This is a genomic window from Caballeronia sp. INML2 (assembly GCF_023631365.1).
Lineage (GTDB): Bacteria > Pseudomonadota > Gammaproteobacteria > Burkholderiales > Burkholderiaceae > Caballeronia > Caballeronia turbans.
This window is the reverse complement of record NZ_JALQDH010000074.1, coordinates 20840-34482: the sequence shown is the minus strand read 5'-3', so window position 1 is coordinate 34482 and position 13643 is coordinate 20840. Positions and strand designations below refer to the sequence as shown.

Sequence of the window (13643 nt, the reverse complement as noted above, 5' to 3'; positions counted from 1 at the left end):
GATCATGACCAACACACTCCCCGTAATCGGCATCACGATGGGCGACGCGAGCGGCGTAGGCCCGGAAGTCGTCGTCAAGAGCCTCGCGCACGACGCCGTCCATCGGCAGTGCCGTCCGCTCGTGATCGGCGATGCGCGCCGTCTCGAGCGTGCGAACGAAATCGTCGGCGGCAAGGCGACCGTGCGACGCATCAAGGATGCGACCGAAGCGCGCTACGAGCCGGGCGTGATCGATTGCATCGATCTCGGCCTGATTCCCGACGACCTGCCCTTCGGCGAGCTTTCCGCCGTCGCGGGCGATGCGGCGTATCAGTACATTGCGCGCGCCGTCGAACTGGCGCAGGCGAACCAGATCGACGCGATCTGCACCGCGCCGCTCAACAAGGAAGCGCTGCACGCGGGCGGCCACAAGTTTCCCGGTCACACGGAGATGCTCGCGCATCTGACGGGCGTCGATGAAGTGTCGATGATGCTCGTCGCGCCGCAACTGCGCGTGATCCACGTGACGACGCATATCGGCATCATCGACGCGATCCGCAAGATCGAGCCGGGCCTCGTGCAGCGCACGATCGAGCGCGGCAACGCGACGCTCGTGAAAGCGGGCATCGAGAAGCCGCGCATCGGGGTGTGCGGGATCAATCCGCATGCGGGCGAGAACGGGCTGTTCGGCTATGGCGAGGAAGAGGAAAAGATCATCCCCGCCGTGAAGGTCCTGCAGGAACGCGGTCTCGATGTGACCGGCCCGCTGCCTGCCGATACGCTCTTCTACCGCGCGGGGCGCGGCGACTTCGATCTCGTAGTCGCGATGTATCACGATCAGGGGCACGGTCCGGTGAAGGTGCTCGGTCTCGAAGCGGGCGTGAACGTGACGGTGGGGCTCGATGTGATTCGCACGTCGGTGGATCACGGCACGGCGTTCGATATCGCGGGCAAGGGCATCGCCGATGAAGGCAGCATGCTCGAAGCGCTGCGTCAGGGCGCGGAGCTGGCGACGCGGCGTCACTGAACGCAGTTGGCGCGATAATGGGTGCTTCACACGAAGCACGCGCGCCGACCGATCATGACCTCTTCCTTCGATACGCTGCACGACATATGGCGCATCGCCGGCTTGCCCGGCGATGCGCTTTCTTTCATCGACCTTCCGGGTCGCGATCCGGTTTTTCCATCGAGCTTCGCCGTCGGCACGGCGGCGCAGGCGAGCATCGGCGCGGCCGCGCTCGCGGCGTGCGAGCTTGGTGCGCTGCGTGGCGGCGCTCGGCAGCGCGTGTCGGTCGACATGACGCATGCGGCGGTCGAATGCACCGGCGCGTTCATGGTCGATGGCAAGGAGCCGGAAACGTGGGGACGCTTTTCCGGGCTCTATCGCTGCGCCGATGGCTACGTCCGCATTCACGCGAACTTCGAACATCATCAGGATGGCGCGCTGCGGCTGCTCGGGCTCGATCCGAAAACGGCGACGCGCGAAGACGCCGAGCGCGCGTTGCTCGCGTGGCGCGGCTGCGATTTCGAGAACGCGGCGGCGGAGCGTGGGCTCGTCGTCACGATGCTGCGCACCTTCGATGCGTGGGACGCGACGCCGCAGGCGCAAGCCGTCGCCGCGCAGCCATTGATGACGATCACGCGCATCGGCGATGCGGCGCCTCTCGCGTTGCCGCCCTTGTCCGCCGATGCGCGTCCGCTCGACGGCCTGCGTGTGCTCGATTTCACGCGCATTCTCGCGGGGCCGGTCGGCGGGCGCGCGCTGGCTGCATTCGGCGCGGACGTGATGCTCGTGAATGGACCGCATCTGCCGAATATTCCCGCGATTGCGGATACGAGCCGGGGGAAACGCTCGGCGTTGCTCGACCTTCGCTTGGCTTCGGATCGCGACACGCTCTGGCGGCTGATCGATGACGCGCATGTGTTCGCGCAGGGGTATCGGCCGGGCGGGATCGCATCGCTGGGTTTCGGGCCGCAGGCGCTGGCGGCGCGCAGGCCGGGGATCGTCTATACGTCGCTGAGTGCGTATGGCACCGAGGGTCCGTGGGCCGAGCGGCGCGGCTTCGATTCGCTCGTTCAGACCGCTATGGGTTTCAACGCAGCCGAAGGCGAAGCGGCGGGCGAAGGCAAGCCGCGTCCCTTGCCCATGCAGATGCTCGACATGGCGAGCGGCTTCCTGATGGCGTTCGGCGCGGCCGCCGCGCTATGGAAACAGCAGCGCGAAGGCGGAAGCTGGCATGTGCAGGTTTCGCTCGCGCAGACGGGGCACTGGGTGCGCGGACTCGGGCGCGTGGCGGGCGGGCTGAAGACGGCGAAGCCGGATTTCGCGCCGTATGTCGAGCGGTACGAATCCGGTTTCGGCGAGCTGATGGCCGTGCGGCCGAGCGCGCAACTGGCGCGCACGCCCACGGGCTATACGCGCAATTCGGCGCCGCCGGGGACGTCGGACGCGCGGTGGTGACGCGCGTTTGCTGAACCGCTTCAAAGCGCGAACGTCCTGCGCGCGAGCGCCAGATATCCGCCCAATCCCAGCATGACGGCACCCGAGGTGCGTGTGAGGAATCTCGCGCGCGCGGCACGTGCGGCACTCGAGCCGAGCAGGCGCGACGCCGCGAGCACCGCGCCGACATCGACGAGCGTATTCAACGTGACGCAGATGCTCCCGAGCAGCACCAGTTGCGGAATCAACGCCTGACCTTGCGCGACGAACTGCGGAAGGAACGCCAGGAAAAAGAGCGCGGTTTTCACGTTGAGCGCTTCGACGAGAATGCCTTCGCGGAACGCGCGACGCGCACCGTGCGACGTAACCGGGGCGAGATCGGCTGCCTCTTCCTTGCGGATCAGAAGGCGAATGCCGAGGTAGATCAGGTACGCAGCCCCGATGTATTTGACGATGCTGAAGAGCATCGCCGACCGGGCGATCAGCAGAGAAAGGCCGAGCGCCGCGGCAGCGACGTGAAACAGGCCGCCGACCGCCGTGCCGAGACACGACGCCATGCCTTCGGCGCGGCCTCCTGCGACGGTTCGCGCGACGACATAAGCGATGCCGGGGCCGGGCGTAATGGCAAGCACGGTCGCCGCGATGAGAAATGTAAGGAAGGTCATGGTCTGTCACCCGGCCCGCGACATCGCCTGAGCCAGCTCATCATGTCCGCGCGCTTGCAACGTATCGGCTGCATTGATTCGATCGCGCGCCTCCTTGTTCTGGCTCAGCTTCGATTTGCCCACGAGCGATGTCACGGCGATCTCGATGCCCACGATGTTTCGCAACATGCCGTCGATGAACTCGGGTTCGGAGTCGCCCATCTTCCACGGCTTCGGCTCGTTCGCCTCGTGCCGCCGCGTCAGGCGCGCGACGAGGCCGCGCACGAACGGCTCGTCATCGCGCACGGTGAGCACGCCGTGCGCGTGCACGACTTCGTAATTCCACGTCGGCACCTGCCGATGCGCCTCGTGCTTGCTCGGATACCAGTTCGGCGAGATATACCCCTCGGCGCCGCGAAAAATCACCATGACGGGCGTGCCGGTCGGGTATCGCTGCCAGATATCGTTGGCGCGCGCCACGTGCGCGGTGAGCAACCCGTGCGTGCCCCGGTCCGGATCGAATTCGAAGGGAATGTGATTGGCGTCCAGACCGGCGTCGTCGCGCGTGACGAGGATGCCGAGCGCATGCGCGCGAATGATCCGTTGCAACTCTTCGGGGCGAGTTTCTGCGAAATGCGGCGGGATATACATCGTGAATGCTCGACTGATGTGACGGAACTCCGTGACTATCGCCCGAAACAGGCACAATACGAAGGTCCAGTTTCGGTCGATTTTCATGGTCCAGTTGAACAAGCCTTCGTCGAGCGCGGTCGGTACGGGACAACGCATCTACGATTTGCTGCGCGCGCAGATCGCCGACGGCACGTTGCCCGCAGGCGCGCCCGTGCCATCGACGCGCGCGCTGGCGGCGGAGCTGGGCGTCTCGCGCACCACGGTTACCGCCGCCTACGAACAGCTCGCGGCCGAAGGCTTTCTCGTCACATCGGCGGGCCGCGTCGCACGGGTCGCGACGCCGCCCGTGCCCGTCGCGCCGCCCGGCCCCGCGCGTGTCGCCCGCACGGCGCCTGCGCTCTCCGCATACGGCCGGCGCGTCTCCGGCCTGCCCATGCCGGTTCTGCCTCAGACGAAGAAGGGCACTGTCAGCTTCCTGTACGGCGCGGTGTCCGCGCGCGACTTCCCATCGCTGATCTGGAAGCGGGCTTATCAGGCCGAGTTGCTGCATCAGCCGGACAGCCTCTACTACGTCGCGCCCGAAGGCGATGCCGCGCTGCGGCGCGCGCTGCAGGCGTATCTGGGCCGGGCGCGCGGACTCGTCTGCGACAGTGAGCAGATCGTCGTGGTGAACGGCACGCAGCAGGCGCTCGATCTATGCGCGCGCGTTTTGCTCGATCCCGGCGATACGTTCGCGTTCGAAGACCCGGGCTATCTGATCGCGCGCCACTGCTTCGAAGCGTCGGGCGGCGTGCCGCTGCCCGTTCCCGTCGACGAACATGGTCTCGACACGCGCCGTCTGCCCGCTCGCGGCCGCGCGCGGCTCGCCTACGTGACGCCATCGCATCAGTTTCCGTTGGGCGGCGTGTTGCCGGTCGGGCGCCGGCTCGAACTGCTCGAATGGGCGCGACGGCACGATGCGTGGATCATCGAGGACGACTACGACGGCGAGTTCCGTTACGGCCAGCGCCCGATCGACGCATTGCAATCGATCGATTCGAATGGCCGCGTGATCTACATCGGCACATTCTCCAAGGCGCTTTCGCCGCATCTCCGTCTGGGTTACATGATCCTGCCGCACGATCTCGTGCCGGTGTTCCGTCAGGCCAAAAGGCTGAGCGACCGTCATTCCGCGGTCATCGATCAGCGTGTTCTCGCATCGCTGATCGAAGGCGGCGCGTACGAACGTCACGTGCGGCGCGTGCGGCGGGAATACGAACGGCGTCGCGCCGCACTGCTCGATGCCATCGCGTGTCTTCTGCCGCGCCGCGCGGAGGTGACCGGCAGTGCCGCCGGGCTGCATGTCACGCTGTGGCTGCCGTTTCTCGATTCGAACGATGAGGCGGCGCTCGTGGCCGCTGCGCATGCGAAAGGCGTGGGTGTCTATCCGGTGTCGCCGCTCTATGTCGCGCCGGCCGTTGCCGCGCGCACCCGGCCCGCCGGCCTGATCCTCGGCTATGCCAGCGTGCCGGTCGATCAGATTCGCAGAGGTATCGAGATACTCGCCGGCGTGATCGGCGATACGAGCGCCTGAGTTCGCCTGCGCGGCAGCGTCAGGCCGACTGCGCTTTGGGCTCGCTCGTCACGCCCGCGTCGATGCTCACCGGCACGCGCCGCGCGAGCGCGCACATCAGCTCGTAGCCGATGGTGCCGGACGGCTCGGCCACCTCGTCCACCCGGACGTGCTCGCCCCACAGTTCCACCGATGATCCGATGCCCGCCGCCGGGCACGGCGTGAGATCGACGGTGAGCATGTCCATCGACACACGTCCGACGATGCGCGTGCGCACGCCGTCGATCATCACGGGTGTGCCCGTCGGCGCGTGGCGCGGGTAGCCGTCCGCGTAGCCGCATGCGACCACGCCGATTCTCATCGCGCGATCCGCCGTGAAGGTGCGGCCATAGCCGATCGTCTCGTTCGGCGCGAGCGTCTGCACGCCGATGATGCGGCTTTCGAGCGTCATCGCCGCGCGCAGGGCGAAGCCTTCGATGTTGCGCGCGCGGCCCGTCGGCGACGCGCCATAGAGGATCGTGCCGGGCCGCACCCAATCGCGATGCGCGCGCGGATGCCACAGCACCGCCGCCGAATTGGACAGCGAGCGCGTGCCGGGAAGATTGCGCGTGGCGGCATCGAACTCGTCGACTTGCCAGTCGATCGCGCCATCGTCCGCGTTCGCGAAGTGGCTCATCAGGCCGATCAAGCCGACCGCGCCGATGCCCGACGCTCGCTCCCACGCGGCTTCGAACTCGCCCGGCCGGTAGCCGAGCCGGTTCATGCCCGAGTTCATCTTCAACTGGATGTCGATGCGTTCGCTCGGCCGCGCCGCTTTGAGCAGCGCGAGTTGCTCGTCGCAATGCACCGTCACGGTGAGGCGATGACGATCTGCCGTCTCGACGTCCGCAGGCTCGAAAATGCCTTCGAGCAGCAGAATCGGTTTCGTCCAGCCGAGTTCGCGCACGCGCACGGCTTCGTCGAGATCGAGCAGTGCGATGCCGTCCGCTTCCGCGAGCGCCGGATAAATGCGCTCTATTCCATGACCGTAGGCATTCGCCTTGATCACGGACCAGACGCGCGAGGACGGCGCCATGCGCTTGACGAGTTGAAGGTTCTGACGAACGGCGTCGAGATGAATGCGCGCGGAAATCGGACGTGGCATGACGTGCTGGATGCGAGGTTAAAGGCAGTGGATCGACGAATCGTATCGGCCAAATCGCAGTAGTTGTTATTTTATTTGCGATGTTTTTTGGTCGAAACGACTGACGGCTTCGGAGCCGTTCTGGCGCGCTTCGGCGTATGGTGTCGTTCATGCCGCGCCGCCGAGGAGCACGCCATGAACGACGCCCGCCGTCTCGCCTGTCTGCGTATCGTGCTCGTCATCGTCGGGCTGATCGCGCTGTTCGGCCTCTATCCGCTGATGTTGCTGTGGCCTTCGGGATGGGCATGGGAAAGCGGCCACGCGGGCCGCTCCGAGTATGCGCTGATGATCGTCGGCATCTATGCGACGCTCGGCGTGTTTCTGCTCATCGCATCCCGTGCGCCGATGCGGCATCTGAGCCTCATCTGGTTCACGGTGTGTTCGAGCGTCGTGCACGGCGCGATCATGACCGTGCAATCGTTCGGCGGCGCGGGACATTTCGGTCACCTGGCGGGCGATGTCCCCGCGCTTTTCATCGTCGCCGCCGCGCTCGCCGTCTTCACACCGCGCGGCGACACGGCGCGCAAGCTCAGCTCAGATAGCCAAGATGCTCAGCCAGAATGACACTGCCGACGCCGATCAGGACCAGACCGCCGACGATTTCCGCCCGCTTGCCGATGGTCGCGCCGACGAGCCGCCCGACCATCACGCCGATCGTCACCATCAGCATGGTCGCGAAGCCGATGGTCGCGGCCGTCGAGAAAATATCGACATCGATGAACGCGAGGCCTGCGCCGACCGCCATTGCGTCGATGCTGGTCGCGAAACCGGTGAGCGCGAGCACCCAGAACGAATGCGAGTTGGGTCTTTCCTCGTCGTGGGCCGCTTCGCTCAAGCCTTCGCGAATCATGCGCGCGCCGAGCACGAAGAGCAGGCCGAACGCGATCCAGTGATCCCAGGCCGTTACATACTGCGCGGCCGCCTTGCCCAGCGCCCAGCCGACGAGCGGCGTCAGCGCCTCGATCACGCCGAAGATCACGCCGGTCTTCAACGCTTCCGCGATGCGCGGCTTGTGCAGGGTCGCGCCCTTGCCGACCGCGGCGGCGAAGGCGTCGGTGGACATGGCGAAGGCTAGAAATATCGTAGAGGCGAGGTTCATCGAGTAGCGCTCTGGTCGGGCAAGATGGAACGACAGAACACGCGCCCGACCGGTCGCGAATTCCGTCGATGGTCTTGCCAACCTGTGACGGCTGCCCATGCCACGGTCTGAACGACCGAGCGTGTTGACATGAGCGCTTTTCCAGTGCGGAAAAGCCGGCTACTCCCCAGCGAAGAAGCGTGAGCTTAACACGGGTGCATGGGCGTTCCTGCGTCCATGAGACGGGTTGGGGTACAGTGGGCGGGCAATGCCGCCGTTCCCACCTCATGCAGACAGCACCGAGAAGGAGGCACCATGCAGGCAGGTCAACCGACTCAATCGGCCGCGCGCGAAGCGGTCGAGCGCCTTTATCGCGCGTTTTCCACCAAGGACGTCGCGCTCTTGCGGCAGGCCGTCACCCCCGACTGGGAGTACATTCCCGAGCCGCCCGGACAGAAGCCAGGTCCCGATCAGATGATCCCCATCTTCGATGATCTCGCGACCGCGCTGCCCGACATGCGCATCGACATTCTCGACATGCTGGTGCAGGACGATCGCGTCGGCATTCGCGCGGAAGTGAGCGGCACGCAGTCGGGGCCATTGCTGGGCATCGCCGCGACGAAGAAGCCGATCCGCTTCGCAATTCATTCGTTTCACCAGCTGCGCGATGGGCTCGTGTCGAAAACGTGGCATCTCGAAGACTGGCTGAGCGTGTTCCGGCAACTCGACGCAGTGCCGCCGAGGGTCAATCCGCCGGTTTAGCCGCGGCGCGTGCGCGGCTTCGCGCGGCAGGCGCGATGCCCTCTCAAACGTCCCAAGGACTTCCGCGTGCAAGGAAATTTGTTGCAACGCGTCAAATGTGCTAACCTAGGGTTATTACCTAGTTAGTTACCCCTAGTCCGGAGTCCATCATGGGAATCATCGCCGCAACGCCCATCGCCCTCGTTTCCTTCATCGCCGCCAAGCTGCGCGCCGCCACGCGCGATGCGCTCATCGCACGCGCCAAGGTCAGCGCGCTGATGGCCGAAGCCTATCGTCGGACGTAATGCGCCGGCGCGGGAGACAAGTCCCGCGCCTCCTTGCATCGCTCACTGCAACGTGTAGGCGATCACGTAATCGCCCGCTTTGGTGCCGAGCGAGCCGTGGCCGCCCGCCGTCACGAGCACGTACTGCTTGCCGTTCGCATCGGCGTAGCTCATCGGCGTCGCCTGTCCGCCTGCCGGCAGACGCGCTTCCCAAAGCTTCTTTCCGTCGCGCACGTCGTACGCCCGCACGTATTGATCGAGCGTACCCGTCAGGAACGCGACGCCGCCCGCCGTCACGATCGTCCCGCCGAGACTCGGCACGCCGAGCGGCATTGGAACGGGCAGCGGCGCGCTGTCGACGATCGTGCCGTTCTTGTGCATCCACGCGATCTTGTTCGTGCGCAGATCGACAGCCGCCATGTAGCCCCACGGCGGCGCCTGACACGGAATCCCGAGCGGCGACAGAAACGCGCTGATCTCATAGGCGAACGGCGTGCCGCGCGCCTGCTTGATGCCGCTCGTCTCGCTCGTGCTCGTCGCGCCTTCCTGAAGCTTTTCGCGCGGAATCAGCTTCGACGTGAACGCCATGTAATCCGGATTTGCGATGAGAATCTGCCGCACCGGATCGACTGAAATTCCGCCCCAGTCGAACACGCCGAAATTGCCCGGGAACACCAGCGTCCCCTGTTCCGATGGCGGCGTGAACGGCCCGTCGTAGCGCAGGCTCTTGAACTTGATGCGGCACCAGAGCTGATCGAACGGCGTCGTGCCCCACATGTCCGCTTCCTTCACGTGCGGCGGATTGAAGTTGAGCGCGGAGACCGCCTGGGTCGGCGCGGTGTGATCGCCCTTCGCCGCGCCCTGCGGCACCGCCACTTCGCTGATCGGCACGATCGGCTGCCCGGTTTCGCGATTCAGCACGTAGATGCTGCCCTGCTTCGTCGATGCGATCACCGCCGGCTCCGTGCCGTGCGCCGTCTGCAGGTCCACGAGCGTCGGCTGCCCGCCGACGTCCATGTCCCACAGATCGTGATGCGTGAACTGGTAGTTCCAGCGCAGCTTGCCCGTCGCGGCATCGAGCGCGACCACGCCCGCCGCGAATTTTTCCGCCTGCGGCGTGCGCCCGCCGCCCCACAGGTCGGGCGTCTGGTTGCCCATCGGGAGATAGATCATGCCGCGCTTCTCGTCGACACTGAACATCGACCACATGTTAGGCGAGTTGCGCACGTAGGTCCCACCGGCCGCGATGGGCTCGGTGGCGTCCGGATTGCCCGGATCCCAGTTCCAGACGAGATGGCCGTCATTGACATCGAACGCGCGGATCACGCCCGAAGGCTCATTGTTCGATTCGTTGTCGGTCACGTGGCCGCCGACGATCACGAGGTTGCGGAACACCGCCGGCGGCGACGTGGAGTAATAGCCGCCCGGCGTGAACGGGCCGATGTTGGCGCGCAGATCGATCGCGCCGCCCTTGCCGAAGCTCGCGCACGGCTTGCCGGTTTCTGCGTCGAGAGCGATCAGGCGGGCGTCGGCGGTCGGCAGGAAGAGGCGGCGCGGGCATTCGGCCAGCGCCGTGGTCTGCGCGGGCGTCTGCACCGGCGCGGCGGGCTCCGATGCCGCCGCAGGCGCGGACGCGGCCAGTGCCTCGGTTTCGGACGACGCAACCGGCGCGCTCGCTTCGGCCGGCGCGGATGCCGCCGCAGCCTCGGATGGCATCGGATGCATGGACGTATCGTAATAAGCGACGCCCCGGCAAGTCATATGCTCCCAGTGCTTGAAGCCGATCGGGCTCTGGATCTGCGGGTCGAAGCGCCACTTTTCCTTGCCGCTCGCCGAATCGAGCGCGATCACCTTGCTGTGCGGCGTGCACAGGAAGATCGTGTCGCCAACCTTGAGCGGCGTGTTCTCGTCGGTGGTCTCGGTCGGATCGCCTGCGCCGGGCATGTCGCCGGTGCGATACGTCCACGCCACCTTCAGTTGATGCGCGTTCTCCGGCGTGATCTGCGTGAGCGGCGCGTAACGCTGCGCGAGCGGCGAGCCGCCATAGTCGATCCAGTCGCCCGGCGCACGGCCGGTCGCGGCGTTGGCGTCGGGCTGATTCGCGTCGGCGGCGACATTCACGTCGATGCGCCCCGGCCGATCATGCGGATCGATGAAATACGTGCCGATGCCGAGCAGCAGTGCGAGCACGATCGCAGCCGCGAGCGGCGTGCGCGCCCCGCGCGCGGTCGCGGGCGGGCCGAACAGCGCGCCGCGATGCACGAACGGAATCAGCAGCCAGATGCCGAGCAGCACCCAGATCCACAGACGCGGCATCAGTTGCCAGAAGTCGAAATGCACTTCGAACACGGCCCAGATCGTCGAGCCGAATAACACGAGCGCGAAGAGCAGCAGCGCGGAGCGCCGCCGTATCAGCAGCAAAAGGCCTGTCAGGGCGATGGCCGCGCCCGCGATCGCGTAGTACCACGATCCTTTCAGCGCCACGAGATACCCACCGCCCGCCGCCAGCAACACGCCGATGACAATGAACACGATGGCCGTAAAAAACGTGAGCGGATGAAGTCTTCCGTTGACAGCCATGCTGAAACCCTCCGTGACGATGAATGGCGGAACACGGCCGAGGAGACGGTCGTGGTTCGGACGCTGTCGCGTCGTGGATGGGAGCAATCGTTGTGCCGTTCGGCCGGAGATGGACGCGCGCGGAGCTGGCTTTACAGATGACTTTCGGGGAAAAGGCGCGTGCGCGCCTTCCGGTCAGAGCGGCCGCGGCCAGAGTCCGCCGCACGCATTCGCGGGCATGACGCCGGACACGAACGCGGCCTTCAGATCGGCGCGTTCGGAGAAGCGCGGCGCATCGAACCACAGCAGGAATTCGTCGCCCCAGTTGCCCCACGCGTTTTCGTCGAAATCGAAATCCTCGTCGATGCGCCCGTTGTCGCGCAGATAGGCACCGACCAATTGCGTGCCGTTCCAGTATGCGACGGCGACGTCGGTCAGATCGGCCGTCACGCCGCGCGGAAGATCGCGCAGCAGCATCGCGACATGCGCCTTGAACGATTTGAATTCGGTCGGTCTCATCGCGTGCTCCGCTTCAAAGAAGTGCGTGAAAAAAACCTGCATGCGGCGTGCTCGTTCAGCCGAACACGCCTTTATTCAAATCCTTTTCGAACGCGGCGGTCCATTGCGTGCCGTGTCCAATGCGATATTCGCGTTCCTTCAGCGTGGAACGTCGCGTGATGGTGACGAGGCCCTGCAACGGATAGACATCGTCCACGACATCGGACTCGCCGCCTTCCTGCACGAGAAAATCGCTCTCGTCGAGCCGATGGCGCTCGAGAATCGCGAGGAACTCCGCCTTTTCGTCCGGCGCGATCACAGTCATGAGACCCTCCAAGATCGAAGGCTGCTTCCATTCAAAGTAGCACACGCGCGGCGCAACGTCGGCGCATATCTTGCGACGAGCGCGGGACGGCGCACGCGCCATGTCTCAGGAGGAGTCGATCACGATGAAACACGCATCAATCACGATGTGCGCCGGCGCGCTTGCAACGCTCGTCGCATGCACGCACGCCCATGCCGACGATGCCATCTGCGGCACGCTCGAAAGCGCAACGAACGGACAGGACGGCATGATCGCGCTGCGCGAAGGAGAAAGCGTGAATTTCTGGCGGGGCGGCACCGTGCGGCACGGCGCGTTGCACGTCTACAAGGACGGCGAGGTGTATCGCGTGTACTGGCAGCCGGAGGGGAGCGGCGACCTGTACGTGCTCGCGAATGAAAGCGCGACCAGCGCGCGGCTCATCCTGACGCCGCCGCGCGGCACGAAGGTCGACACGGGACCGGGCAGCCTGCCGCCGCAGAAAGTGCTGTCCTGTCCCGCGCTATAGCGGTTACTTCGCGGCGAGCACCTTGCCGATCGCATCGGCGACGATCTGCACGTTGCTGTCGTTCAGGCCCGCGACGCACATGCGGCCCGAGCGCAGGATATACACGCCGAATTCCTCCTTGAGGCGATCCGCCTGCTCCGCGACGAGACCCGTGTACGTGAACATGCCGCGCTGCTTGATGTAGCGCGTGAGCATTTCGCCGCGCACGTGGTCCTTCAGGCCGTCGTGAATCGCCTGGCGCATGCGCGCGATGCGCTGGCACATCGACGCAAGCTCCTGCTCCCACGACTGCTTCAGTTCGGGCGTGTTCAGCACATGCGTGACGATCTTCGCGCCGTGCGTCGGCGGATTGCTGTAGTTCGCGCGCACCGCGCTCGTCAACTGGCCGAGCACGCGGTCGGCCGCCGCGGCATCGTCGCTGATGACGTGCAAGCCGCCGCAGCGCTCCCCGTACAGCGAGAAATTCTTCGAGAACGAATTGGCGATGAACGCCGGCACGCCACGGCGCGCAAGTTCGCGCACGGCGAACGCGTCGTCGTCCAGACCCGCGCCGAAGCCCTGATACGCCATATCGACGAACGGCAGCAGATCGCGCTTCTGGAGCACGTCGATGATCTTCACCCATTGCGCCTGATCGAGATCGACGCCCGTCGGGTTATGGCAGCACGCGTGCAGCAAGACGACACTCTTCGCGGGCAGCTTGTCGATGGCTTCGAGCATCGCGTCGAAGCGAAGGCCGCCGGTGGCTTCGTCGTAATAGGGGTACGTGTTCACCTCGAAGCCGGCACGCTCGAAGATGAACCGATGGTTCTCCCACGTCGGATCGCTCACCCATACTTTCGATTGCGGGAAATAACGCTTGATGAAATCCGCGCCGACCTTCAGCGCGCCCGAGCCGCCGAGCGTCTGCACGGTCGCGATGCGGCCGCCCGCGCGCGACGGGCTGTCGTTGCCGAATACGAGTGCCTGCACGGCGTCGCGATAATGCGCGAAACCGGCCATCGGCAAGTAGGGCTTCGGGCCGGGATCCTTCAGGATCGACAGTTCGGCCTCGCGCACCGCCTGCATCACCGGCAGGCGGCCTTCGTCGTCGAAGTAGATGCCGATGCTCAGGTTGACCTTGTTGGTGCGCGGATCCTTCTGGAAATTTTCGTTCAGCGACAGGATGGGGTCGCCGGGGTAGGCATCGATATGTTCGAACATGGTGTCGGTATCAGGACGA

The 13643-nt window shown here is 65.6% G+C and carries 15 protein-coding genes and 1 riboswitch; of the genes, 7 read left to right on the top strand and 8 right to left on the bottom strand.

The genetic code is table 11. From position 1 onward, the window contains the following. The first annotated feature begins 4 nt into the window (after positions 1-4). Positions 5-1006: a 4-hydroxythreonine-4-phosphate dehydrogenase PdxA gene (gene pdxA, locus NCT32_RS25025; protein WP_061116215.1), complete on the top strand. Its 1002-nt coding sequence runs from the start codon at positions 5-7 to the stop codon at positions 1004-1006. A gap of 54 nt (positions 1007-1060) precedes the next feature. After that, positions 1061-2440: a CoA transferase gene (locus NCT32_RS25020; protein ID WP_061116214.1), complete on the top strand. Its 1380-nt coding sequence runs from the start codon at positions 1061-1063 to the stop codon at positions 2438-2440. Between the two features lie 20 nt (positions 2441-2460). Here NCT32_RS25020 and NCT32_RS25015 read toward each other — a convergent pair whose 3' ends face one another. Both NCT32_RS25015 and NCT32_RS25010 read right to left on the bottom strand, forming a co-directional pair. Next, positions 2461-3084 (bottom strand): LysE family translocator, encoded by a 624-nt coding sequence (locus NCT32_RS25015; protein ID WP_061116213.1) that lies wholly within the window; start codon positions 3082-3084, stop codon positions 2461-2463. A 6-nt stretch (positions 3085-3090) separates the two neighbouring features. Then, positions 3091-3714 (bottom strand): FMN-binding negative transcriptional regulator, encoded by a 624-nt coding sequence (locus tag NCT32_RS25010; protein ID WP_061116212.1) that lies wholly within the window; start codon positions 3712-3714, stop codon positions 3091-3093. Positions 3715-3799: 85 nt separating this feature from the next. Between NCT32_RS25010 and NCT32_RS25005 the strand changes: the two genes are divergently transcribed. Then, on the top strand, positions 3800-5269 hold the full coding sequence (locus NCT32_RS25005; protein ID WP_061116211.1) for a PLP-dependent aminotransferase family protein: 1470 nt from the start codon (positions 3800-3802) through the stop codon (positions 5267-5269). 19 nt (positions 5270-5288) lie between these two features. Here the strand turns inward: NCT32_RS25005 and alr are convergent, their stop codons facing one another. Continuing rightward, positions 5289-6392: an alanine racemase gene (gene alr / locus NCT32_RS25000; RefSeq protein ID WP_061116210.1), complete on the bottom strand. Its 1104-nt coding sequence runs from the start codon at positions 6390-6392 to the stop codon at positions 5289-5291. A gap of 174 nt (positions 6393-6566) precedes the next feature. Between alr and NCT32_RS24995 the strand changes: the two genes are divergently transcribed. After that, positions 6567-6995: a DUF6632 domain-containing protein gene (locus NCT32_RS24995; RefSeq protein WP_061116511.1), complete on the top strand. Its 429-nt coding sequence runs from the start codon at positions 6567-6569 to the stop codon at positions 6993-6995. On the opposite strand, the gene mntP is transcribed toward NCT32_RS24995, so the two are convergent. Further along, positions 6961-7530 carry a manganese efflux pump MntP gene (gene mntP, locus NCT32_RS24990; protein ID WP_061116209.1) on the bottom strand — a complete coding sequence of 190 codons (570 nt, stop codon included), beginning with the start codon at positions 7528-7530 and terminating at the stop codon, positions 6961-6963. The genes NCT32_RS24995 and mntP overlap by 35 nt on opposite strands. Before the next feature lie 7 nt (positions 7531-7537). After that, positions 7538-7710, bottom strand: a riboswitch (yybP-ykoY riboswitch). A 114-nt stretch (positions 7711-7824) separates the two neighbouring features. On the opposite strand from mntP, the gene NCT32_RS24985 reads away from it, so the two are divergent. Then, entirely contained in the window at positions 7825-8271 is a 447-nt protein-coding gene (locus tag NCT32_RS24985; RefSeq protein WP_061116208.1) for an ester cyclase, read from the top strand. A 149-nt stretch (positions 8272-8420) separates the two neighbouring features. Then, a complete protein-coding gene (locus NCT32_RS37310) occupies positions 8421-8555 on the top strand; it encodes a hypothetical protein (protein WP_284502400.1) in 135 nt (44 codons plus the stop codon). 42 nt (positions 8556-8597) lie between these two features. Here the strand turns inward: NCT32_RS37310 and NCT32_RS24980 are convergent, their stop codons facing one another. The 3 genes from NCT32_RS24980 to NCT32_RS24970 form a co-directional block, all read right to left on the bottom strand. Then, positions 8598-11114, bottom strand: a complete 2517-nt coding sequence (locus NCT32_RS24980) for a glucose/quinate/shikimate family membrane-bound PQQ-dependent dehydrogenase (protein ID WP_061116207.1) — start codon at positions 11112-11114, stop codon at positions 8598-8600. A gap of 174 nt (positions 11115-11288) precedes the next feature. After that, a complete protein-coding gene (locus tag NCT32_RS24975) occupies positions 11289-11612 on the bottom strand; it encodes a hypothetical protein (RefSeq protein ID WP_061116510.1) in 324 nt (107 codons plus the stop codon). Between the two features lie 55 nt (positions 11613-11667). Then, a complete protein-coding gene (locus NCT32_RS24970; RefSeq protein ID WP_061116509.1) occupies positions 11668-11916 on the bottom strand; it encodes a hypothetical protein in 249 nt (82 codons plus the stop codon). A gap of 124 nt (positions 11917-12040) precedes the next feature. Here NCT32_RS24970 and NCT32_RS24965 point away from each other — a divergent pair, with 124 nt between their 5' ends. Beyond that, positions 12041-12421, top strand: a complete 381-nt coding sequence (locus tag NCT32_RS24965) for a hypothetical protein (protein ID WP_061116508.1) — start codon at positions 12041-12043, stop codon at positions 12419-12421. Positions 12422-12424: 3 nt separating this feature from the next. On the opposite strand, the gene NCT32_RS24960 is transcribed toward NCT32_RS24965, so the two are convergent. Beyond that, positions 12425-13624 carry an amino acid aminotransferase gene (locus tag NCT32_RS24960; protein ID WP_061116206.1) on the bottom strand — a complete coding sequence of 400 codons (1200 nt, stop codon included), beginning with the start codon at positions 13622-13624 and terminating at the stop codon, positions 12425-12427. Positions 13625-13643 lie beyond the last annotated feature (19 nt).